This is a genomic window from Caulobacter sp. FG7 (assembly GCF_057808875.1).
The window spans coordinates 52,905-75,532 of sequence record NZ_JBMDIW010000018.1 but is presented as its reverse complement, the minus strand read 5'-3'; the positions used below and the strand labels follow the sequence as shown (position 1 = coordinate 75,532).

The following is a 22,628-nucleotide window of genomic DNA, read 5'->3' as shown; positions in this document are numbered from 1 at the left end:
GGAAACAAGAAAGAGGGCGCGATCAGCGCCCTCTTTCCCTTTCTCCATGCGCCCCGGATCAGAGACCGCCGGGCTTGCACTCGTTCTGGAAGAACTTGTCGATCTCGACCAGCTGGGTCTCCATCATGGCAGGGGTCATGGTCACGTAGCCGTGGCCCATGTCCTTGATCTCCAGCCACTTGTACGGCTTGTTCGCCGCCTTCAGCCCCGCGATGAAGCGGCGCGAGTCCTTGATGTCGACATTGGTGTCGCGGTCGCCGTGGTACAGGAAGACCGGGATCTTGGCCTCGCCGGCCTTCTGGATGGCGTCCAGGCCGCCGACGAACGGACGCTGGTACTCACGGCCAAGACGGCTTTCGGCGGTGACCTTCTTCATGTCGGCCAGGCTGCCGCCGGCGCCCGAGACGGCGCACTGATAGAGGCCGTTGGGACGGATCGTGGCCGCCAGCGCCGAATAGCCGCCGTAGGAATAGCCGAACATCACCGTACGGTTCGGATCGGCGACCTTCTGGTCCATCAGCCACTTGGCGCCGTCGTCCTTGTCGTCCTGCATCTTCTGGCCCCACTCGTTGTCGCCGGCGGTCCAGAGCTTGCGGCCCCAGCCATCGGAACCGCGGAACTGGGGCTGCAGGACGACGTAGCCGCGCGAGGCGAAATACTGCACCCAGCCGGCGACGTCCCAGCCGAGGTGATCCCGCGCCCAGGGCCCGCCGTGGGGCATGATGATGGTCGGGAACGGCCCCTTGCCGAACGCGGCGGGCGGGGTGGTCAGGAAGGCAGGGATCATCAGGCCGTCGCGGGCGGCGTACTGCACCAGCCGCGTGTCGCCCAGCGTCTCGGGCTTGATCCAGGGACGCGCCTTGCCCAGCAGGCTCAGCTTGCCGTCCTTGGTGAGCAGGTAGTATTCGCCCGGATCCTTGGGGCCCGACTTCATGACGATGGCGGCGTCACGGTTCTGGGACCAGGCCTGCAGCGCCACGTCGGCCCCGTCGGCGACGTTGATCCTGGCCTTCTGGCCGGTGCCCGGATCGATCCAGTCCATTGGCGCGAGCTTGATGGACAGCGCGCTGCGCAGTCCCTTGTTCATCCCCGCCAGTTGCGGATCGGTCCAGTAGATGCTGCCAGCGGCGTCGTTGTAGCGGAAGCCCAGCAGGTTGCCGTTGTTGTCCTCGATGACGCCCGCGGAATCGAACATCTTGTGCTCGAAGGCCGGCTCCAGGAACGCCTTGGTGCGGATGTCGTATTCGTAGATTCCGGCCTTGTCGCCGGCCCGCACGCCCTGCACGTAGACGACGTTCGGGTCCGGCGAGAAGCCGGCGATCGTGAAGATGTTGCGGTCCTTCAGGAACGAGCGGAAGTGCTGCTCGAACTGGCCCGTGGCGGGGTTCTTGATCCACTGGGCGTAGAAGGCCTTGCCGTCCTCGAAGTCGATCTCGGACTTGGCGCGGATCTCGCCCTTGGCGTCGGTCTGCAGGTCGCCGTAGCGCTCCGAGCCGCGCTCTATGCGCTCGGCCGTACCGCTGTAGACGTCGGCCCGGTAGACGTCCCCATTGTCGTCGACCACCAAGATCTTGCGCGGATCATGCGGCAGGGTGTCGAGGATCTGGGGGTTGTTGGTGGCCTTCTCGAAGTCCTCGGCCTCCGAGCGCGAGCGACTTTCCGGCAGCGCCGGGATCCACTTCTCGCCCTTCAGGTCGGTGATGAAGAGCTTGCCCAGGTGCCCCTTGAAGTTGCCCACCGTGTAGAGCTGCTGCACGACGACGGCCAGACGGTCGTTCTTGATGAACTCCACGCCCTTGAAGACCATGTGCTTGGAGCTCAGCAGGTTCGGCGGGCGATCGATGTGGTCGGTCTCCCAAACCCCGATCACCTGCTCGTCGCCGTCGGCCGAGATCAGCGCGGCGATGCGCTTGCCGTCTGGCGAGATCACGACGTCGCTCAGACCCGGCAGGCGGGTCAGTTCGCGGGCTGACGGCGCCCCCGGATTGGTCGCCCTCGCCTGGGCCTGACCGGCGACCAGGCACATGCCCAAGACGGCCGCCGCGGCCGACAGGGCGAAACTGCTCTTCGACTTCACTCAGACACCCCACTCTGGCTTGCGACTCGCCCTTGGCGAGCAGCGCATGCGCGGTGCTTTTCGTAAAGCGCCGGGCGGCGAAGCGCGCGATACGGGCGCGGTTCACCCCCAAACGCCGTTGCCGACGCACCAACATGTCCGAAGTGTGTTCATGCTGTAACGGTTTTCGCAAGAATGCGCATCATTTCAGCAACCGGCGTTGCGCGGATGATTTCGCCGAGCCTTACTCTAGGTGGCGCCGCAGAGGGCATCAGCGATGCGGGCCGTTTTCCGAGTCAGGGGCTCGAGGGGAGTAGAAATGTTGCAACGTAAGTTCCTGCTGGGAACGAGCATGATCGTCGGCCTGATGGCCGCGACGGCAGCGCCCAGCTTCGCATTCGCTCAATCCGCCAATCCGCCGGCCGAAGGCAACGAGGTCGACGAACTGATCGTCACCGGTTCGCGCATCAAGCGCACCGAATACAACAGCGTCTCGCCGGTGCAGGTGATCACCAGCGAAAGCTCGTCGCTCGCCGGCATGATCAACCCCACCGAAGTGCTGCAGAGCGCCTCGGTCGCCGCCGGCTCGACCCAGATCAACAACCAGTTCACCGGCTTCGTCGTCAACGGCGGCGGCGGCGTGAACACCATCTCGATCCGCGGCCTTGGCGACCAGCGCACCCTCGTCATGCTGAACGGCCGCCGCCTGCCGCCGGCCGGCACCCAAGGCGCCGTCGCGGCCGTCGACCTGAACATCCTGCCCGACGCCATCGTCGAGCGGTACGAGATCCTGAAGGACGGCGCCTCGTCGATCTACGGCTCGGACGCCGTGGCCGGCGTCGTCAACGTCATCACCCGCACCAACCTCGACGGCGGCCGGCTGGAAGCCTCGGGCCGCTTCGGCGGCGGCGGCGACGGCGGCAACGAATACACCTTCAGCGGCGCCTACGGCAAAGTGCTCGACCGCGGCCGCTTCCTGATCAGCGGCCAATACTACGAGCAGAAGGCCCTGAAGTTCGGCGACCGCAAGGACCTGAACTGCCAGGAGCAGTATACGTTCAACCCGACCACGGGCGCGCGCAACGACTGGATCGACGTCGACACCGGCACGTTCAAGTGCTTCGGCGCTTCGGGCGCGCTGTTCAACTACATCCCGGTGACCCTGCCGAACGGCGCCTTCTACGGCAGCCGTGCGCGCATCTCGACCGACGGCCCGGCCTACGCCGCCAACCAGCCCTACTGGGCCGCCGCCGCCGCCGACCCGAACCTGCCGGGCTACCGCTTCGCGCCGCTGAACGACCGCGACTCGGTCAACGCCCTCGACGCGGCGTCCGACTTCATCTCGCCGGTGAAGCGCTACACCGTCTACGCCGAAGGCCAGTACGACCTGAACTTCGGCGAACTGTACGGCGAATTCCTGGGCCACCAGCGCAAGTCGTCGCAGACCAACGTGCAGCAGCTGTTCCCCTACATCTGGGAAACCGCGCCCTGCTCGGTGAACCCCTTCAACTGCGGCGGCGGCATCCCCGCCAACACCTTCATCCCGCAGTCGCTGGTGCTGACGCCCTACGTCTTCAAGCAGGACGTCCAGGTGTTCCGCGGCCTGGCGGGCCTGCGCGGCAAGTTCGGCGAAGGCCTGGGCTTCCTGACCGGCTGGGACTGGGACGCCTATGTCAGCTATTCGAAGAACCGCGGCAAATACTCGCTGACGGGCATCAACAGCGAGCTGTTCCTGGCCTCGATCGGCGGCGACTGGGCCAACACCTTCACCTTCGACGGCATCTGCCCGCCCGGTTCGCCGGCCGGCTGCCGCCCGGTGAACCTGTTCTCCGACCAGGTGCTGCGCACCGGCAACCTGACGCCGGAAGACTACGCCTATCTCAAGCTGACCGAGAACGGCGTCACCAACTATACCCAGACCATCGTCGAAGGTCAGATTTCGGGCGACATCCTGAGCCTGCCGGCCGGCAAGCTGGCCGGCGCGTTCGGCGTCTCCTACCGTCGTGACGAGCTGGACGACAAGCCGGGCGAGAACCTGGCCAACCAGAACTTCTACAACCTGGCCACCGCCAACCGCACCAAGGGCGACGACAGCGTCGTGGAAGCCTACGGCGAACTGGAAGCCCCGCTGCTGAAGGGCCTGCCGGCGTTCGAAGCCCTGACCCTGAACCTGTCGGGCCGCTATTCGGACTACGACTCCTACGGGTCGAACTCCACCTACAAGGCCGGCCTGAACTGGCAGCTGACCAACCAGTACCGCCTGCGCACCAGCTACGGCACCTCGTTCCGCGCCCCGGCGCTGTTCGAGCGCTTCCTGGGCAACCAGGGCGGCTATCTGAGCCAGACCTCGGTGGACCCCTGCATCCGCTGGGCGGGCGACGGCACCTCGGTGGTGAACCCGGTGATCGCGGCCAACTGTCAGGCGGCCGGCATCCCCGGCAACTACAGCGGCGCCAATCCGTCGGTCTTCATCATCACGGGCGGCGGCCAGAACCTGAAGCCCGAGAAGTCGAAGGCCTTCAGCGCCGGCTTCGTCTGGACGCCGGAATTCGCCGACCTGAGCGTGGCGATCGACTACTACGAGATCGAGGTCAACGATCAGGTCACCAGCAACGGCGCGGCTGTCGTCGGCCAGTGCTATGCGGCCGCAGACTTCCCGAACAACCCGTTCTGCGACCTGTTCACCCGCGACACCGATCCGACCTCCCCGACCTATCTCGGCATCACCGAGATCGACGGCAGCTTCCGCAACATCGTCAGCCAGACCAGCCGCGGCATCGACCTGACGACGCGCTACTCGCGTGACCTCGGTCCTGGCAAGTTCACCCTGGAAACCCAGTTCAGCTGGACCCTGGAAGACACCCAGGAGCTGTTCCCGGGCAACACCGACGACTTCAACGGCCTGATCGGCGAGCCGGCCGTGGTGGGCAACACCCAGGCCCGCTACCGCTGGAACGACCTGACCTTCACCTGGTCGACCGAGTTCGTGGGCCGCCAGTCGAACTACGAGTACCAGTTCGGCACCGACCTCTCGCCGCCGTCGAACTACACGACCCCGCAGGGCTCGGCCTATCGGGCCAAGAACCACGCCGAGGCCATGTGGTACCATCACCTGTCGGTCCGCTATCAGACCGACACCTGGGAAGGCATCGTGGGCGTCAGCAACGTCTTCAACGAAGACCCGCCCAAGGTCTCGCCGGCCCTGGCCGACAAGGGCAACTACAGCTACGGCCGCGTGGGCAGCTACGCCTTCGCGACCCAGTACGACTATATCGGTCGCCAGGTGTTCGTGAACCTGACCCGTCGCTTCTAACCAGGCGAAGGATCGAGACCAGAAGGGGCGGCGCTCGCGTCGCCCCTTTTCTTTTGGGCCAAGGCGCCGGCCTTGGAAGCCTAAGCCTTCAGCGCTTTGGCCACGATCGGCGCCAGGGCCTCGCCGATCCGTCTGGCTCCGCCCGCATTGGGATGGACGCCGTCGCGCTGCATGAGGGCGGCGTTGCTGTTCACCCCGGCCAGGATGTTGGCATAGAGCGGCACGCCGAACTCGCGCGCCAGGCTGGGATAGACGGCGTTGAACTCACGGGCGTAGGACGCCCCGATGGCCGGCGGCGCGCCGACGCCGACCAGGACCGCGCCGATCCTGCGCGCCTTCAGCTTCTGGAGGATGCCGCGCAGGTTGGCCTTGGTCTGGGCGGGCTCGACGCCTTGCAACAGGTCGTTTCCGCCCAGAGCGACAACGCAGATCCGGGTGTCGGCCGCGACGCTGAAACCGACCCGCGCCAGTCCGCCGCCGCTGGTGTCGCCCGACACGCCGGCCGCGCGGACCATCGCCGAAACGCCCAGCCGCCCCAACGCCGCCTGCAGCTGCGCGGGCATGGCGTCACGCGCCGGAAGGCCCAGCCCCGCCGTGATCGAGTCGCCCAGAACAGTGACGATCGGCGGCCTTGGGGCGGCGGCGACCTGGGTCATCAGGCCCAGGCCCAGCAAAAAACGACGACGGCTGGGAAAACGCTGTGCGGTCTGGCTCATGCCTTCCTATGTAGGCTGACTGCCGGCCGAACAAGGACCGGCCTTGCAGGAAACACCATGCCCGACGACGCTTCGCCCCTGGCTCCCCCCCTGGCTCTGAGCGCCGTCGCCCTGACCCTGCCCTCCGCCGCCGGACCGGTGAACATCCTGCGCGGCGTCGACCTGACGGTGAACGCCGGCGAACGCGTGGCCGTGGTCGGGCCGTCGGGCTCGGGCAAGTCGTCGCTGATCGCGGTCGGAGCCGGCCTGGAAGAACCGACCGCCGGAACAGCGCGCCTGTTCGGCCAGGACCTGGCGGCGCTGAGCGAGGACGGCCGGGCCCGGCTGCGGCGCGGCCGGGCGGCGCTGGTGTTCCAGTCCTTCCACCTGCTGCCCAACATGACCGCCGAGGAGAACGTCGCCACGCCCCTGGAGATCGCCGGCGTGGGCGCCGCCCTGGCGACCGCCCGGGACTGGCTGGGCCGGGTGGGCCTCTCCGGGCGCCTGACCCACTATCCCCATCAGCTGTCAGGCGGCGAGCAGCAGCGGGTCGCCCTCGCCCGCGCCCTGGCTGCGCGTCCCGCCCTGCTGTTCGCCGACGAGCCGACCGGCAACCTCGACGGCGCCACCGCCGCCTCCGTCGCCGACCTGATGTTCAATCTCGTGGCCGAGGTCGGGGCGGCGCTGGTCATGGTCACGCACGACCCGGCCCTGGCCACCCGGGCCGACCGCATCGTGCGCATGGCCGACGGGCGCATCGCCTCGTGAGCCTGCCCCTCGCCTTCCGCCTGGCCGCCCGCGAACTGCGCTCGGGCGTGCGCGGCTTCCGCATCTTCCTGGCCTGCCTGGCGCTGGGCGTGGCCGCCATCGCCGCCGCCGGCTCGACGGCCGAGGCCTTCCGACAGGGCCTGGCCGGCCAGGCGCGCGAGATCCTCGGCGGCGACCTGTCGTTCGCGGCCGAGAACCGCGACTTCACCGACCGCGAGCGGGCGACCTTCGACAAGCTGGGGGTCACCACCTACTCGGTCGTGGCGCGCGCCATGGCCCAGGCGCCCGGCGGCGAGCGCCGCCTGGTCAGCCTGCGCGGCGTGGATGGACGCTTCCCGCTGGCCGGCGCGGTGACCCTGGAGGGCGCGCCGAACCTCGCGGCCGCACTCGCCGATCGCGACGGCCTGCCCGGAGCGGCGGTCGAGCCGGCGCTGCTGGACCGCCTGCACCTGAAGATCGGCGACCGGTTCGAGGCCGGCCCAATGACCCTGGTCGTGCGGGCCAGGCTGACCAGCGAGCCCGACGGCCTGTCGCGCGGCTTCTCGATGGCGCCGCGCATCCTGGTCCGCCGCGAGGTCCTTGAGCGCTCCGGCCTGCTGGCGCCCGGCGGCCTGTCGGGGCGCACCGTACGCATCGCCCTGGCCCCGAACCAGGACCCGCGGGCCATCGGCAAGGCCGTGCAGGCGGCGCTGCCGGACTCGCACCTGCGGGTTCGTGACCGCCTGGACAGCGCGCCTGGCGCCCGGCGCCTGATCGACCAGCTGGAATACTTCCTGGGCTTCATCGGCCTGGCCTCGCTTGTGGCCGGCGGCCTGGGCGTGGCCGGGGCCGTTTCCGCCTATCTGTCGACCCGCGAGCCGGCCATCGCCGTGCTGAAGGCGCTGGGCGCCGAGAGCGGCCTGATCCGCGATCTGCACCTGATCCAGATCGCCGTCCTGGCCCTGCTGGGCGTGACGATCGGCCTTGCGGTCGGGGCCATCGCGCCCCTGGTCCTGGGGCAGCTGGCCGGGTCCAGCCTGCCGATCCCGGCGCTGTTCAAGGTCTATCCGTGGCCGCTCGCCAAGGCCGGCCTGTTCGGGATCCTTGCGGCGGCCGCCTTCTCGCTGCTGCCGCTGGCGCGGGCGCGGGTCACTCCGCCTTCGGCCCTGTTCCGCCGGGCGACCAAGGCCCGCCTGCCGCTGGGTCTGGAGACCATCGGCGCGGCTCTGTCAGGACTGGGCCTGGCCGCCTTGGCCGTGGCCACCGCGCCGACGCCGCTGGCCGCCGGGATCATGATCGCGGGCGTCGCGGTGGCCTTTGGCCTGCTGGCGGCGCTGGGCCGAGCCGCCGCCTGGCTGGCGGGCAAGGCGCGAGGCCTGACGCGCGGTCCGATCAAGCTTGGCCTGGCCAACCTGGCCGGCCCACGCTCGGCGGCGCGGACGGCCAGTCCGGCCATCGGGCTGGGCGTGGCCCTTCTGGCCTGCGTGGTGCTGATCCAGTCGGCGCTGCTGGCCCAGGTCAGCGACGTGGCCCCGCGAACCGCCCCGGCCATGGTCTTCACCGAGATCCCCGGCGACCGGGCCGGCGCCTTCGACGCCGCCGTGGCCGGGGTTACGGGGCCCCTGCGCGAGGACGCCTACCTGCGCATGCCATTCGCCACCGGCCGGGTCATCGCCCTGAAGGGCAAGGCGGTCGACACCAAGGCCATCAAGGCGTCCGAGCGTTGGGCCTTCGACAACGATCTGAGCCTGTCGCTGCTGGCCAATGAGCCGAAGAACGCCGGCGTGGTCGCCGGCCGCTGGTGGCCCGCCAACGACGCCGGCCCGCCGCAAGTGGCGATGAACACCGAGATCGCCCAGGCCTCGAACCTCAAGGTCGGCGACATGATAACCGTCCTGGTGCTGGGCCGTGAGATCGAGGCGAGGATCGCCGTACTGCGCAAGATCGACTTCGGCGGCTTTGGGCCCAGCTTCAACCTGATCTTCAATCCCTCGACGCTGGAGGGCGCGGAGCTGCGCAGCGTCGCGATCGCCCGGCCGAGCCGTGACCAGGAGGCGGCCCTGACCCGCAAGCTCGGCGAGGCGTTTCCGAGCGTCAACGTGATCAGCGTCCGCGAACAGCTGGACGCCGCGGCCGCCCTGTTCGACCGCCTGGCCCTGGCGGTTCGCGGCGCCGCCGCCGTCGCCGGCCTGGCCGGGCTGCTGGTGCTGGCCGGCGCGATCGCAGCCGGAGCCCGCGCCCGGGCGCGCGAAGCCGCGACGCTGAAAGTCCTGGGCGCGACGCGCACCCAGATCCTGGTGGCCTATGTCATCGAATACGGCGCGGTGGGCCTGATCGCCGGCGCGGCGGGCGTGCTGTTCGGCCTCGCCGCCGCCTGGCCGGTGGTGGTCAAGGTCTTCGAAGCCAGCTGGAGCGTCGACTGGAGCGGCGTGCTGGTCCTGCTGGCCGGCGCGACCGGCCTGGCGACGCTGGGCGGACTGATCGCCGCCAGCCTGGCGCTGTCGCAACGGCCCGCGCCGGTGCTGAGGGGCGACTAGCGCCGCTAGGCCAGCGCCGCCCGGACCTTGCGCATGTTCGCCAGGGTGAGCCGAAGGGCGATGCTGATCGCCGCAACGCCCAGGCAGGCGGCGGCTGGGCCCAGGCCGAACACCACGGCGATGCCCAGCATGGCGCGATCGGCCTGCTGGGCGTTGGCGACATAGCCGTACCAGCCCAGCAGCCAAGCCGCGAGCGCGCCGCCGACGGCGACGCCCATCTTGAGGGCGAACAGCACGGTCGAGAAGTTCAGGCCAGTGATCCGGCGGCCGGTCTTCCACTGACCGTAGTCGACGCTGTCGGCCATCAGCGCCCAGAGCACCGGTACGGCGACCTGGTTCAGCAGCATGGCCAGCACGAAGACGCTGACGCTGATCGCGATGCTGGCCGAGGCCGTGAAGAACAGCGCCACCTGCGCCAGCGCCTGCAGCACCATCAGCACGCCGAAGGCCCGCACCCGGTCGAGCCAGGCGCCCGACAGCTTGGCCAGGACATAGCCCATCGCGACCGCCCCGGTCACAGGCGCCATCAGGCTCGCCGGAGCCAGGCCGACGCCGTCGAGCACGGCCAGCAGTCCGCCATGGGCGGTCGCGATCAGCAGCAGCTCCTTGGGCCTCGGCGGGCCATGCAGATTGCCGGCGAACAGGCTGCCGATCACGCCGCCGAGGGTGCCAAGGGTCAGGTAGGCGGTCGACAGGTCGGGCTCGCCCAGCACGTAGCGCACGAAATAGAGCGCCGCCGTGCCGCGCATGACCACGGCGATCAGCAGCACGAAGTTGACGAGCGCCAGCACCCGCCACTGGTCGTTGGCCCACAGCGCCTTGAGATCGGCGGGCAATGAAGTCCTCGCCTCTTCCGCCGCGCCGGGCCCCCGCCGCTCGCGCGTGGTAGCAAAGCAGGCCAGCAGCATGATCACCGCCAGCACGGCGAAGACCGTCATCGTCCAGAGATAGCCTCGGGCCCGATCGCCCTGCCCGAACAGTTCGATCAGCGGCAGGGTCGCGCCCGAGACGATCATGTTGCCGACCATGGCCAGGGCGAAGCGCCAGGATTGCAGCGAGGTGCGCTCCTGCGGATCGTCGGTCATGGCCGCGGCCATGGCGCCGTAGGGGATGTTCACCCCCGTGTAGAAGATCATCAGCACGGTGTAGGCGGCGAAGCAGTAGATCGCCGTGCCGGGTTCGCCCAGGTTCGGGGTGGCGAAGGTCAGCACCGCGGAGGCGCCGAACGGCAGGGCCAGCCAGACCAGCCATGGGCGGAACTGGCCCCAGCGACTGCGCGTGCGGTCGGCCACCGCGCCCATCACCGGATCCAGCACCGCGTCGAACACCCGCACGACCAGGAACAGGGTCCCGACCAGGGTCGGCGCCAGCCCCACCACGTCGGTGTAGTAGAAGGCGATGAAGTTGACGATCGTCTGGAAGACGAGGTTGCTGGCCGCGTCGCCCAGGCCGTAGCCGAGCTTTTCGCCCAGCGACAACCGGCCGCTCCCCGCGGCGCCTGGCTGGCTCATCTTCCCTCCCCGTCCGGCGCTCTCGGCCGGTTTCATTCGCTATGGCCGATCCAAGCGGCCCGGCTCAAGTCTCGTCGAAGGTCTGGTAGCCAAAGCCCGCGAAATCGGCGGGCGTCCGGCGGCCGGTCAGGTCCTGGGCGCACATGCCCACGAAGGCGCCGGTGAAGTTGGCTCCTTCGCCCTTGCCGGCCTCGTCGGACAAGGCCGAGGCGTCGAGTTCGGGCCCGATGCGATGCCAGGGGCCATCTTCCAGCGCCCAGCTGAAGACCAGGCGCTCGTGGTCGACCTCGACCTTCAGGCGGACGGGCTGGTGGCTGGGCAGGGGCACGCGCGCGCCTTCCAGCGGGAAGGTGTTGGTCAGCGACAGGTCGCCCGCGCAGGACATCAAGCCCAGGTGCTTGCCCGCCACCTCGTCCCAGGAAACGTAGAGGTAGTGATGCTTGTGGCCGTTGTAGTAGGCCACGAGGCCCGCCATCTGCTGGAAGCTGTCGGGTTCGAACTCCAGACGCGTCTCGGCGACGTAGGCGAACTCGGTCTGGCGGCGCGCCACCAGGGCTTGGCTGAACAGCCCCCCGAGAGCCTCGCGTCCCCGCAGCCGCAGGAAGCCAGGACGCTCGGCCAGCGAGAAGACCTCGTCGGCGTCGGGCGTGCGCAGCCACTGGAAGTCTGGATCCAGCGGGCGTTCCGCCAGGAAGGCGTAGGCCTTGCGCTCGCCCCGCGCCTGGGGCGCCCTCGCCTCTCCCTCGACCGCTCGCAGCCAGCCGTCATCGCTCCAGGCGCAGCGGGTGAGCGCGCTCTCACGGCCCATGGGGCTGCGGCGCAGGCCAGGGATCGGACGGCTGCACAGATGCATGACCACGGGCGCGCCGTCCGGCGCGGTCGTCAGGCTGCCGTGGCCGAGGCGCTGCAGCGCCGCATCGGGATCCGGGCGCGCCGAGATCATCGGCCCCCGCGGGTCGACCTGGTAGGGACCGCCGATCTCGCGCGAACGCGCCATGGTGACGGCGTGGTCGTAGCCGGTGCCGCCCTCGGCGACCATCAGGTGATACCAGCCGTCGCGGCGATAGAGGTGCGGACCTTCGGTGAGGCCAAGAGCGCTGCCGGCGAAGACGTTGCGGATCGGGCCGACCAGGCGCCTTGCGACCGGATCGTATTGCTGAAGCAGCACACCGCCGAACGAGGTGCGGTCGGGCCGGTGATCCCAGACCATGTTGACCAGCCACTTGCGGCCGTCCTCGTCGTGGAACAGCGACGGGTCGAAACCGCTGCTGTTCAGATAGACGCGCGGGCTCCAGTCGCCGTCGATCGTCTCGCAGGTGGTGACGTAGTTGTGGGTGTCCTTGAAGAGGCCGTCGAACCGCGTAACCACGGTGTAGACCAGCCAGAACCTGTCGTCGGCGTAGGACAGGCACGGCGCCCACACCCCACAGCTGTCGGGAACACCGCGCAGGTCCAGAAGGTCGGGCCGGTTCAGCGGCCGGGCGACCAGGCGCCAGGACTTCAGGTCGCGCGAGTGGAAGATCTGCACGCCCGGGAACCACTCGAAGGTCGAGGTGGCGGCGTAATAGTCGTCGCCGACCCGCACGATGCTGGGGTCGGGATTGAAGCCGCGCAGGGCCAGTTCGCTGGTCATGGCGAATGCGGTGCTTTCGGAAAATCTCGGAAAAAAGAGGCGGCCGCGACGCGCGCGGCCGCCTTGGGAAGGCCGCCGGCCCGCGACAGGCCGGCGGTAGGAAGGTCGATCAGAAGTAGACGCCGGCCCGCACGCCGTAGAAGGCGGGCGCGTTGAAGGCGTAGCCGGTGACGAAGTCGTTGCCGTTGCGGCGATTGAACGTCGCGTAGGTCTCGCCGGTCACGTTCGTGCCGTAGGCCTCGGCGTACCATTTCTTGTCGCCGGGGGCGTAGCGCAGCGACAGGTCGACCGTGGCGTAGGCCTTCTGCTTGTCGCCGTTGTTGCAGACCTGGCCGCCGCCGGCCGCGATCGAGGCGTAGCAGTCGACGTTCCACAGCGAGAGGAAGTAGCTGCTGGAATAGTTCACCTGGGCCCAGGGCGTGATCGTCGCGCCCGAGGCCAGGTGGAAGTCGTGGCTGTAGGACAGGTTGGCCGTCAGCTTCGGAGCGAACGGCAGCTTTTTGCCCTTCAGCGCCGTGATCGGCGCGCAGCCGGCCTGACGATCGCCGCAGGCCAGGGCGTCGGTCAGGATGAACGGCAGGCGGCTGGTGTCGATGTCCTTGACCTCGTTGGCCAGCATGGTGGTGACGAAGCCGCTGAAGCGGTCGTTGGGCGTCGGCGCCCAGCTGAACTCGACCTCGATCCCGCCGACGCCGGCCGAGGCCAGGTTGATCGGCACCAGCTCGGTCATGTTCTGCATGGCCGGGGTGTCGAACAGCGGCTGGGCGCAGCTGGCGATCTGCTGCTGGGTCGGGTTGTTGCGCAGGGTGACCGGGTCGAACACCGTCTGGCTGAAGATCGGCACGCCGCCCAGGCCCGGCACGAAGCTCTCCACGAAACCGTCGCCGTCGAAGTCGCCGAAGGTGTAGGGGCAGAACTGGTCGCCGAAGTCGACCAGGATGGCTTCCTGCTTGTCCTTGTAGTCCATGTAGAAGGCCGCCGCGGCCACCTGGGCCGGACCGCCGCCCAGCGCGAAGCGCTGCTTCCAGCCGACCTCGTAGCTGGTCAGCTTCTCCGGATCGAGCACCGGCGTGTAGATCTGGTACGAGCGGGCCTGGAAGTAGGTGTCCTGTAAAGTGCCCGACTTGTAGCCCGTGGCGACGGTTCCATAGAGATAGGTCTTGTCGTTCGGCTCGTACGACAGCGTCAGGCTGTAGTCTGTGTTGGACCATTCGTGGTCGTTGAAGAACAGGCGGTCGAACGGCGCGGCGGTGACGCCGTTGATCGCCGCGATCTGGGCGCCGGCCGTGCCGGGCGCGGCCGGGAAGCCGGTGATGCGCGAGATGCCCTGGTAGGTGGTGTTCCTGCCGGAGCGGTAGTCGGCGTCGGAAATGCCGTTGGCGACCAGATAGTACGGCACGCCGAAACGAGCCTGGGCGCCGTCGCCTGGGAAGGCGTCGTAGCGACTGCCGCCGTGGTCGGTCTTGCGGTCCTTGGAGTTTCGCACCCCCAGCTTGAGCTTCAGCTGGTCGGTGACGTCCCAGTCGACCGTGCCGTAGAAGGCCTCGGACTTGGCCACGCGGCTGGGCTGCCAGAAGTCGATCAGGCCGTCGGCCACCAGCGGCAGGTCGATCCAGAGGTTCCGCTCGGTGTCTTCCTTGAAGTTGAAATAGCCGAGCACCCACTGCACGGGGCTGTCGTAGGTGGAGGTCAGCTGCAGTTCGTGGCTGCGCGAGACCGTGTGGAACGGACGGTCCCAGAAATACTGCTGGTCGGTTCCCGGCGCGGTCGAGGGCCGGTAGCGCGAGACGCCCGAGTCCAGGTCGATGACCATCTCGTGCTCGTAGTCCGTATGGCCGTAGACGTACTTGGCCTCGACGGCCCCGCCGAACTCGTACTTCACCTCGCCCCGCAGGGACTCGATGGTCATGTCGGTGAGATTGGGCGTCGACAGCCAGGCCTCGTATTCGTGGCCGCGCACGGTCAGCGGGGCGGCCGGCGACTTGGACTGGTAGTTCTCGTAGGTCAGCAGGATCGAGCCTTCCTCGACCGGCTTGAACAGGGCCGACAGGCGCACGGCCTTGTGGTCGACGCTGCCCGCGCCCTTCGACTTCGAGGTCGGGTCGCCGAGGTTCAGGTAGGTGTTCTGGGCCGGCGTGGCGCCGTTGGGGGTGTCCAGGTGCAGATCATAGTAGGTGTCGCGCTTCTGGGCGAAGGCGGTGGCGCGCAGGGCGATCTTGTCGCCCACGGGGATATTGATCGCGCCGCGGATCATGCGGTCGTCATAGGCGCCGTACTGGCCCTCGACCTTGCCGCTGAACTCGCCGAGCTTGGGGCGCGAGACGATGACGTTGATGGCCCCGACGGTGGAGTTGCGGCCAAACAGCGTGCCCTGCGGGCCGCGCAGCACCTCCACCCGGTCGACGTCGAACAGCAGGTTCCAGGCCGCCTGCGGGCGCGACATATAGACCCCGTCAACGTGGAAGCCGACGTTGGGGTCGCCCTGCTCGGTGAAGTTGGAGTTGCCGATGCCGCGCATGCTCATCTGCAGCGCGCCCATGCCCAGGGTCGACTGGTCCTGGACCTTCAGGTTGGGCACCAGCTTGTCGAGTTGCAGGGCGCTGGTGATGCCCTGCTTTTCCAGCGTGGCCGCGGTGACGGCGGTAATGGCCACCGGCGTCGTCATCAGCTGGGTCTCGCGCTTGGTGGCGGTGACCACGACCTCTTCCAGGGCCGCTTCGGGCTCGGCGGACGTCTGGGCGATCGCGCTCGTGGCGGCGATCGTGGCCAGGGCCGAGACGCCCATCATCAGGGCGCGACGAGCGCGCCGGTCGAACCGGATCATGTTTCCTCCCGCGCGGGGGTGACCCCCGCTCCCCTACTGCGCTCTTCGGCGCGTTTCGCTACGCAGTGCGTTAGCGCTAACATCATGCAATTGCGTTAGCGCTAACGCAAGCAGATTCTGAAGCCCCGGAGACGGAAAATCGCAGTCAGGGGATCAGAGGGCGGCGGCGGACTCGCGGACGACCAGGCGGTAGTCGGCCTGCAGGCTGGACGCCCCCGCCTCCCCGCCAGCGCGGCGGGCGCGGACGTGGCGCAGCAGGAGCTCGATGGCCAGCCGGGCCATCTCGCCGATCGGCTGGTGGATCGTGGTCAGTTCGGGCCAGCTGGTGGTCGCCAGCAGGCTGTCGTCGAAGCCGACCACCGACAGGTCGCCCGGCACGTCCAGTCCTCGCCGATGGGCGATCGACATCACCGCCGAAGCCATGTCGTCATTGGCCGCGAAGATCGCCGTCGGACGCTCGACCGCGTCCAGCAGGCCGATCGCCGCGTCGATTCCGGAGCGGTAGGAGTAGTCGCCCTCGGCCACGGCATGGGGCGCCAGACCTACAGCCGCCAGCGCGTCACGGAAGCCGGCCAGCCGCCGCTGGGCCGCCAATTGGGCCGCGTCTCCGGTGACGAAGGCGACCTTGCGGTGGCCCAGGGCCAGCAAATGCTCGGTCATGGTGCGGGCGGCGGCGTAGTCGTCGAGCCGGACGGCCAACACGCCCTCGTCCTCGCGCGCCGAGGCCACCGCCACGACCGGCTTGCCGGCCTTGGCCAGCAGGTCCAGGGCCCGGTCGGAGTCGCACAGCGGCGGCGGCAGGACCACGCCGTCGACCCCCTCCTCGGCCAGCTTGGCCACCGCCGCGTCGATCGCCTCGGGGCTGTCGCAACGGTGCAGCAGCAGGTGGTCGCCGGTGCGGCTGATCTCGTCCATGACGCCGATCAGGAACTCGCTGAGATAGGCGCCGCTGGGATTGGTGTAGAGCAGCCCGATCCGCGTCACCGCGGCCGAGGCCAGGCCCCGCGCGGCGGGACTGGGGGCATAGTTCATCTCGCGGATGATCTCGCCGATCCGAGCCCGCGTCTCGTCGCTGACCCGCCCCTCGCCGTTGATGACGCGCGAAACGGTCATGATCGACACGCCCGCCCGCGCGGCCACGTCGGCGATGGTCACGCCCTGCAGGCGCCGACGTTGCGGTTTTTCCGACGCGCGGCTCATGCTTCGCCCATCGCGGGGAATTGGCTTCAAGGCAAGCAGGAATTGCGACGCCTGGCCCGATCCGCTCACGAAGGCAGCGGCGCGCCCGGATCGACAAGACCCGCCTGGGAAAGTTCCGCCCAGAAGTCCGGCGGGACCTGCTCCTCCAGGGCCGCGCGATCCTCGGCCAGGCGGCTTGGCCGGCTGGCGCCCGGAATGACAGCCGCCACCGCCGGGTGAGCGAGCGCGAACTGCAGGCCCGCGGCCTTCATGCTGATCCCATGGCGGTCGGCGATCGCCCTGATGCGGGCGACCTTGTCGAGGATCGCGGGCGTGGCCGGGGCGTACTCGAAGTTCGGGCCACCCACCAGCGCGCCCGAACTGTAGGGGCCGCCGACCACGATCCCGAGGCCGCGCTCGGCCACCGCCGGCATCACGCGCTGCAAGGCCGCACTATGGTCGAGCAGCGTATAGCGTCCGGCCAGCAGGAAGCCGTCTGGGCGCGGTTCGTCGAGCGCGAGGAGCAGTTCGATCGGCTCGACCCGATTGACGCCCAGCCCCCAGGCCTTGATCACGCCCTCGTCGCGCAGCCGGTCCAGGGCCCGGAAGGCGCCCTTGCGTGCGGTTTCGAACACGCCCAGCCACTCGTCGCCGTAGAAGTCCTGGGCCACGTCGTGGACGAAGGCGATGTCGATGTGGTCGGTGTCGAGACGCTTGAGGCTGTCCTCGATCGCCCGCAGGGTCGCATCGGCCGAGTAGTCGTTCACGATCCGGTTGGGCCGGCCGTATTTGAAGACCTCGCCCTTCTCGCCCAGGTCGCGGGCGGTTACGTCCTCGACCTCGTCGAGGATGACCCGGCCGACCTTGGTGCTGATGACGTAGTCGCCGCGGGGCTTGCCGGCCAGCGCCTCGCCCATGCGGATCTCGGCCAGGCCCGCCCCGTAGAAGGGCGCGTTGTCGTAGTAGCGGATGCCGTCGTCCCAGGCGGCCTCCACCGTCGCCAGCGCCTCGCTCTCGGGAATGTCGCGAAACATGTTGCCGAGCGGCGCAGAGCCGAAACCCAGCTTGCCGGGCAGGATATCCTTGAGCGCCATCTTATCTCTCCGCCTTGGCGGCCGACCGGCTCGCCGCTTCTTCGATCAGGGACGCCACCACGCCGGGTTGGGAAACATATACCGCATGGCTGGCGGCGACGTCGCGCACGCTGGCGCCGGCGCGCTGGGCCATCATCCGCTGGGCCGGCGGCGGAATGACGTGATCGTCCTTGGCGACCAGGTACCAGCTGGGCTTGGTCCGCCAGGCCGCCGCGGTGATCTTGCCCTCCAGGGCCTGGGCGCCCCAGGGCTGCTGGGAGTCGGCCATGAACCGCGCGACCTCGGGCGCCACGTCCGCCGCGAACACCGCTGGGAACTTGCTCCGATCCAGCAGCAGGAGACCGTCGACCGGCGGCAGGATAGGCAAGGCCGGCGCCCCGGGCGGCGCCTGGGCGATGATCGAGGCGACGGACTCGCCCTGGTCGGGCGCGAAAGCGGCGACATAGACCAGCGCCGACACCTTCGGGTCGGACCCCGCCTCGGTGATGACCACGCCGCCATAGGAATGGCCGACCAGCACGACCTTGCCCTCGGCCGCGGCGATGGCGCGACGGGTCGCCGCCACGTCGTCGCCGAGCGAGGTGGTCGGGTTCTGGACGACGACCACCTTGTAGCCGTCCCGGCTGAGCATCCGATGGACCTCGGCCCAGCCGGAGCCGTCGACGAAGGCGCCGTGGACCAGGACGATCGTGCCGGGCTTGTCGCCCGAAGCGGCCGCGGCGGGGATGGCCGCCGAGCCGAGCACGACGGCGGCCAGGGCGGCGAAGGCTTCCTTCATGGACTGTCTCCTTGGGTCATCGGAAAGAGCCTCAGCGGCCGCGCCCGAGGATCTCCATGCGCGTCACCTGCACCCCGCCATCGGCCAACTCCGGCAGCTTGGCGAACCAGGCCTGGACATGGGGCGTGGCGTTGTGGGCCTCGAAATCGGCCTGGCTGGCGAAGATCTCGTAGAAGATGAAGTGGCCCGGCTTCTCGCGGTCTTCCTGCAGGAAGTAGACGAGGTTGTTGGGCTCGGCGCGGACCTTGGCGATCAGAGGCAAGGTGGCCTCGCGCAGCGCCTGCTCCTTGCCGGGCTTGGCCTGGACGCGGGCGACGACGGCATAGGCTTCGCCGGGGATCTGGGCGTAGTGGACGCCAGTGGATTGCGGGGCCGCGGGCGGCGCCGCCGAGGCCGCGCTCGCGCCGGCCGAAAGCAGCATGACGAGCACCAGACGATTGGCCGAAAGCAGGCGCATCACGGGTCTCCTTAGGTTTTCTGGGAAAGGCGCGGATCAGTCGGCGCCGGCGATCCAGTTTCCGTGGAAGCCGGGAGGAACGATGTGCGGCAGGTGGATGCTGGCCACCGGGGCGGCCTCGAACCTGCGAGCGTCGAGGATCGCCAGGTCGGTCGTCCGGGCTGCGGCGTCGATCACGAAGCCGATCAGCCAGCCCTCGTCCTCGCCGGCTTGGGCATGGGCCGGGACGAAGACGAACTCGCAGGGGTGGCGGTCGGGCCCGAAGTCGTGCGTCAGCCGCCCGCCCTCGACCAGGTCGTGCTTGAAGAGACAGGTCCCAAGGAAGGGATCGGCCAGCCCCATAGTGTAGGCGTAGCGGTAGGCCTGCCCCAGCCGGCGCTCGTCCTGGCGCGGGAACTCCTGGGGCGTTGGATCGATGACGACCCGTTCCACGGTTCCGGCGGCGGGATCGAGGATCCAGCGCTCGAAGGCGCAGCGCTCGGAGTCCGGCCCCGAGGTGCGTCGCCAGAACATCTTGTCGTGGACGACGACGTCGAGGACCACCGTCCCGTCGGCGGCGTCATAGGCGTTGGCCGCGTGGAACACGAAACAGGGATCGACCGACAGCCAGGTGATGTCCCCCGCCTTGCCCTCGCGAGGCAGAAGCCCGACGCGGGCGGGATGGGTCCCATTCCAGCGATATGGGAAGTGATGGCCGGTGATCGCCGCCGTCAGCGAGAAGGTCACGGGCAGGTCGAGGATGATCGCAAAACGCCTGGTGAAGGCGAAGTCGTGGATCATCGGGCCATGCCGGACAGGGATGCGCACCTCGCGACGGATGCGGCCCTCGGGGCTCAGCACGACGTAGCGCAACGAGCGCCACCTGCTGGCGTCGTAGCAGATCCCGTGCATCTCGCCGGTCAGCGGGTCGACATGGGGGTGGGCCGTGAAGCCGCCCTTCAGGGTCTGGCTGAAGTCGGTGTAGCGCAGGGTCTCCAGCGTATCGCCGATCTCGACCGGCGTGCTGCCCGCCTCGACCACGCCCAGCACCTTGCCGGCATGCCCGACGACATTGGTGTTGACGGTGTCGAACAGGTGGCGCGGGCCGGGCGTGCGCGGCTCGTCCAGCGCCTTGGCGACGGCGTCCGAGCGGATCCAGCGATTGCGATACCAGAGCGCCCGTCCGCCCTCCAGGCGAAGACCGTGGATCAAGCCGTCGCCGGCGAACCAGTGATGCTTGTCCGGGTTGGGGGCCATCGGGTTGGGCCCCATGCGCAGGTAACGGCCCGTGAGTGCGGCCGGGATAACACCCGTGACGGGCAGATCCTTCAGCGTCAGCTCCTCGGTCATCGGCGTGTGGACGCCCGCGAGGTAGGGGTTGTCCGGCAGGCTCCTGGCCTTGTCGGCCTCTTCGGTGAACAGCATCGCCGCCTCCCCTGGCGTGATCGGGTTGAGCCGCCGTCAGCCGGCTAACGCTCGGCGCGCGGCCAGGGCGTCGTCGAAGGTCTTCTTGACCGGCCCCAGCGCCTGGACGAACTCGAGCTGCTCGCCTTCCGGGCCCCGGCAGTAGATCAACCGCCAGCCGGTCGACTTGCCCTCGGTGATCCCGTTGGAGTTGGCGTCCAGCGGCGCGGCCTTGCGGTCGGCTTCCGAGGCCACGGTCAGCACCCGGTTGGCCCGCACCTGCGTCATGCCCCGCCGCGCCGCCTCGGCCTCCAGGTCGCGAATGAAGACGTTGAAGTCGGCGTCGTCACGGATGTGGAAGCAGATGTGCATCATCCGCGGGAAGGCCGGGCTCATGTGGTCGAGCGGCTCGGCGAAGGCGTTAGGCCCGCCCATCGGCTGGTCGGCGTCGCGATATTGCAGCAGCTCGATGACGACGTTGTCGAACTGGACGAAGCGCACGTCGAGCCGCTGGGCCCCGCCGCGCAGGTCCGGCACGCCCCTGGCCCGTGGATTGACGTGCCGCTCGCGCGCCTCGATCTCCTCGGCGGTCAGCAGGGTGTTGTGGATGCGCTCGCCCTGGAAGTCGCCGTCGCGCATGATCTCCGCGCCGCCCAGCACCTCGGTGTAGAAGGCGAAGGCGCGGTCCATGTTCTGGACCGTCAGCCCGAAGTGCTGCACGCCTTGCAGCCGTGCGCCGAGCGAGCCGCCGGTGATCCGATCGGCGCGAACACGGGTGGCCTCCTGGGCCGCCGCCGGCGCGGCGACCGCGCCGAGGTCCGCCGCGCCGGCGGCGGCGCGCAGCACCTCGCGGCGCTCCAGACCGGCGGACTCGTTCTGCTCGCTCATCGTCGGTCTCCTCGTCCCAGATGTTTGGTCGTTGGGGGTCAGCGCCCTGTCAGGATCATCGGTCCGCGACCTCGGGTTGGCGAGTTAAGCGCGGTTAAGCGCGTGCTCGAGGACGCCGCGCGGTCGCGCCTTAACCGCGCTTAACTTCGAGACCGGCCGCGACCGCCCTAGTCAGGCGCGCAGAGCGCTGGAGCTTGAGCAGGATCGAGGGCAATCATCACCGCCATGACCGAGGGGATGGACGACGGGCCGGGATCTTCGGCGGCGGGCTGGCGCGCCGTCGCGCTCCTCTGCGCGGCGCTGCTGCTGTCGCTGACGGACCGGCTGATCATCAATCTGGTCGTCGATCCCATCCGGACCGATCTTGGACTGACGGACTTCGATGTCAGCCTGCTGCAGGGCGCGGGGTTCGCGATGATCTTCGCCCTCGCCGGCCTGCCGGCCGGACGCCTGGCCGACCGCGTCAACCGGCGCAACCTGATCGCCGCCGGCCTGGCGCTGTGGTCGGCCGCCACGATCGCCTGCGGCCTCGCGGCCGACTTCCGGAGCTTCCTGGCGGCGCGGGTGGCCGTCGGCCTGGGCGAAGCGGCGCTGGTGCCGGCGGCCGCCTCGCTGATCGTCGACTGCTTCTCGCCGCGACGCCGGGGCCTGGCGCTGGGCGTCTTCTCGCTGGGCGCGACCTTCGGCGCCGGATCGGCGCTGTTCATCGGCGGCTTGCTGCTGGGCTGGATCGAAGCCGGCTGGTTCGCCTGGGCGCCCGGGATCGCCACGCTCGCGCCGTGGCGGCAACTGCTGGTCCTGGCCGGCCTGCCCGGCTTCGTCCTGCTGCCCCTGCTCTTGCTGATCCGCGAGCCCGTTCGCCGCCACAGCGCCGGACTGATCGCCATATCCGCAGTGCTGGGCCGGCTGGTCGCCGACAACGGCATGGTGCTGCGCGTCTGCCTGGTGAAGGGCGCGCTGGGCGTGGGCGACTATGCGCTGATCGCCTGGTTGCCCACCCTGCTCCAGCGTGGGCACGGCATGACGTCGCTGGAGGCGGGCGGCCTCGTCGGCCTGTCCCTGACGGCGAGCGGGGTCGTGGCTTCGGTGGCGGGCGGCGCGCTCTCCGACCGGTTGGCCCAGCGGTGGGGCGCGCCGTCACGCGTCGCGCTGCTGCTGGCCTGCTACCTTCTGGCGCTGGCCGGCGCGGTCGCGACACTGCTGGCCCAGACCGGCGGGCAGGTCGCCCTCGCCTTCGCGGTCTGGGCGCTGGGATCGATCAGCGGCTACGTCATCGGCCACGTGGTCATGCAGGAAAGCGTGCCCAACGAGATGCGCGCGACCACGGTGGCGCTGTCTCTGACCGTCACCGCCCTGGTCGGGATCGGTCTAGGACCCACGCTCGTGCCGCTGGTCGCCGAGCGCGTCTTCGGCGGCGAGACCGCCCTGCAACCGGCCATGGGCGCCATCAGCCTGGGTGCGGCCCTGCTGGCGCTGCTGGTGATCTGGCCGCCCGCCATGGCCCGCCTCCTCGCGCTGCGAGCTCGCGCCTAG

At 69.3% G+C, this 22,628-nt stretch carries 15 protein-coding genes; 4 read left to right on the top strand and 11 right to left on the bottom strand.

Annotated elements, in window-relative coordinates:
* Nucleotides 1-58: 58 nt before the first annotated feature.
* On the bottom strand, nucleotides 59-2,077 hold the full coding sequence (locus tag ACODR1_RS15945) for an alpha/beta hydrolase family protein (RefSeq protein WP_488881325.1): 2,019 nt from the start codon (nucleotides 2,075-2,077) through the stop codon (nucleotides 59-61).
* 298 nt (nucleotides 2,078-2,375) lie between these two features.
* Between ACODR1_RS15945 and ACODR1_RS15940 the strand changes: the two genes are divergently transcribed.
* Nucleotides 2,376-5,369: a TonB-dependent receptor plug domain-containing protein gene (locus ACODR1_RS15940; protein WP_488881324.1), complete on the top strand. Its 2,994-nt coding sequence runs from the start codon at nucleotides 2,376-2,378 to the stop codon at nucleotides 5,367-5,369.
* An 80-nt stretch (nucleotides 5,370-5,449) separates the two neighbouring features.
* Here ACODR1_RS15940 and ACODR1_RS15935 read toward each other — a convergent pair whose 3' ends face one another.
* Nucleotides 5,450-6,085, bottom strand: a complete 636-nt coding sequence (locus ACODR1_RS15935; protein ID WP_488881323.1) for an arylesterase — start codon at nucleotides 6,083-6,085, stop codon at nucleotides 5,450-5,452.
* Nucleotides 6,086-6,142: 57 nt separating this feature from the next.
* On the opposite strand from ACODR1_RS15935, the gene ACODR1_RS15930 reads away from it, so the two are divergent.
* Nucleotides 6,143-6,832, top strand: coding sequence for an ABC transporter ATP-binding protein (locus ACODR1_RS15930; protein WP_488881322.1), 690 nt, complete (start codon nucleotides 6,143-6,145; stop codon nucleotides 6,830-6,832).
* Nucleotides 6,829-9,348: an ABC transporter permease gene (locus ACODR1_RS15925; RefSeq protein ID WP_488881321.1), complete on the top strand. Its 2,520-nt coding sequence runs from the start codon at nucleotides 6,829-6,831 to the stop codon at nucleotides 9,346-9,348. The genes ACODR1_RS15930 and ACODR1_RS15925 overlap by 4 nt, the downstream gene beginning before the upstream one ends.
* Nucleotides 9,349-9,353: 5 nt before the next feature.
* Here ACODR1_RS15925 and ACODR1_RS15920 read toward each other — a convergent pair whose 3' ends face one another.
* The 9 genes from ACODR1_RS15920 to ACODR1_RS15880 all read right to left on the bottom strand — a co-directional run bounded on the left by ACODR1_RS15920 (nucleotide 9,354) and on the right by ACODR1_RS15880 (nucleotide 21,095).
* A complete protein-coding gene (locus ACODR1_RS15920; protein WP_488881320.1) occupies nucleotides 9,354-10,859 on the bottom strand; it encodes a glycoside-pentoside-hexuronide (GPH):cation symporter in 1,506 nt (501 codons plus the stop codon).
* Between the two features lie 64 nt (nucleotides 10,860-10,923).
* Complete coding sequence (locus ACODR1_RS15915) at nucleotides 10,924-12,492, bottom strand: glycoside hydrolase family 43 protein (protein ID WP_488881319.1); 1,569 nt, start codon at nucleotides 12,490-12,492, stop codon at nucleotides 10,924-10,926.
* A 109-nt stretch (nucleotides 12,493-12,601) separates the two neighbouring features.
* Entirely contained in the window at nucleotides 12,602-15,316 is a 2,715-nt protein-coding gene (locus ACODR1_RS15910; RefSeq protein WP_488881318.1) for a TonB-dependent receptor, read from the bottom strand.
* Between the two features lie 153 nt (nucleotides 15,317-15,469).
* Complete coding sequence (locus tag ACODR1_RS15905; protein WP_488881317.1) at nucleotides 15,470-16,516, bottom strand: LacI family DNA-binding transcriptional regulator; 1,047 nt, start codon at nucleotides 16,514-16,516, stop codon at nucleotides 15,470-15,472.
* Nucleotides 16,517-16,581: 65 nt separating this feature from the next.
* Nucleotides 16,582-17,589 carry an aldo/keto reductase gene (locus ACODR1_RS15900; protein ID WP_488881316.1) on the bottom strand — a complete coding sequence of 336 codons (1,008 nt, stop codon included), beginning with the start codon at nucleotides 17,587-17,589 and terminating at the stop codon, nucleotides 16,582-16,584.
* A 1-nt stretch (nucleotide 17,590) separates the two neighbouring features.
* Entirely contained in the window at nucleotides 17,591-18,367 is a 777-nt protein-coding gene (locus ACODR1_RS15895) for an alpha/beta hydrolase (protein WP_488881315.1), read from the bottom strand.
* A gap of 31 nt (nucleotides 18,368-18,398) precedes the next feature.
* Entirely contained in the window at nucleotides 18,399-18,824 is a 426-nt protein-coding gene (locus ACODR1_RS15890; protein WP_488881314.1) for a putative quinol monooxygenase, read from the bottom strand.
* A gap of 36 nt (nucleotides 18,825-18,860) precedes the next feature.
* Entirely contained in the window at nucleotides 18,861-20,228 is a 1,368-nt protein-coding gene (locus ACODR1_RS15885) for an 8'-apo-carotenoid 13,14-cleaving dioxygenase (protein WP_488881313.1), read from the bottom strand.
* Between the two features lie 36 nt (nucleotides 20,229-20,264).
* Nucleotides 20,265-21,095 (bottom strand): VOC family protein, encoded by an 831-nt coding sequence (locus tag ACODR1_RS15880; protein ID WP_488881312.1) that lies wholly within the window; start codon nucleotides 21,093-21,095, stop codon nucleotides 20,265-20,267.
* Nucleotides 21,096-21,320: 225 nt separating this feature from the next.
* On the opposite strand from ACODR1_RS15880, the gene ACODR1_RS15875 reads away from it, so the two are divergent.
* Entirely contained in the window at nucleotides 21,321-22,628 is a 1,308-nt protein-coding gene (locus ACODR1_RS15875; RefSeq protein WP_488881311.1) for an MFS transporter, read from the top strand.

Bases quoted from the DNA above. Each gene is read 5' to 3' on its own strand.
- ACODR1_RS15940 (WP_488881324.1), top strand. From the start codon at position 2,376: ATGTTGCAACGTAAGTTCCTGCTGGGAACGAGCATGATCGTCGGCCTG.
- ACODR1_RS15935 (WP_488881323.1), bottom strand. From the start codon at position 6,085: ATGAGCCAGACCGCACAGCGTTTTCCCAGCCGTCGTCGTTTTTTGCTG.
- ACODR1_RS15930 (WP_488881322.1), top strand. From the start codon at position 6,143: ATGCCCGACGACGCTTCGCCCCTGGCTCCCCCCCTGGCTCTGAGCGCC.
- ACODR1_RS15920 (WP_488881320.1), bottom strand. From the start codon at position 10,859: ATGAGCCAGCCAGGCGCCGCGGGGAGCGGCCGGTTGTCGCTGGGCGAA.
- ACODR1_RS15915 (WP_488881319.1), bottom strand. From the start codon at position 12,492: ATGACCAGCGAACTGGCCCTGCGCGGCTTCAATCCCGACCCCAGCATC.
- ACODR1_RS15910 (WP_488881318.1), bottom strand. From the start codon at position 15,316: ATGATCCGGTTCGACCGGCGCGCTCGTCGCGCCCTGATGATGGGCGTC.
- ACODR1_RS15905 (WP_488881317.1), bottom strand. From the start codon at position 16,516: ATGAGCCGCGCGTCGGAAAAACCGCAACGTCGGCGCCTGCAGGGCGTG.
- ACODR1_RS15900 (WP_488881316.1), bottom strand. From the start codon at position 17,589: ATGGCGCTCAAGGATATCCTGCCCGGCAAGCTGGGTTTCGGCTCTGCG.
- ACODR1_RS15895 (WP_488881315.1), bottom strand. From the start codon at position 18,367: ATGAAGGAAGCCTTCGCCGCCCTGGCCGCCGTCGTGCTCGGCTCGGCG.
- ACODR1_RS15890 (WP_488881314.1), bottom strand. From the start codon at position 18,824: ATGCGCCTGCTTTCGGCCAATCGTCTGGTGCTCGTCATGCTGCTTTCG.
- ACODR1_RS15885 (WP_488881313.1), bottom strand. From the start codon at position 20,228: ATGCTGTTCACCGAAGAGGCCGACAAGGCCAGGAGCCTGCCGGACAAC.
- ACODR1_RS15880 (WP_488881312.1), bottom strand. From the start codon at position 21,095: ATGAGCGAGCAGAACGAGTCCGCCGGTCTGGAGCGCCGCGAGGTGCTG.
- ACODR1_RS15875 (WP_488881311.1), top strand. From the start codon at position 21,321: ATGACCGAGGGGATGGACGACGGGCCGGGATCTTCGGCGGCGGGCTGG.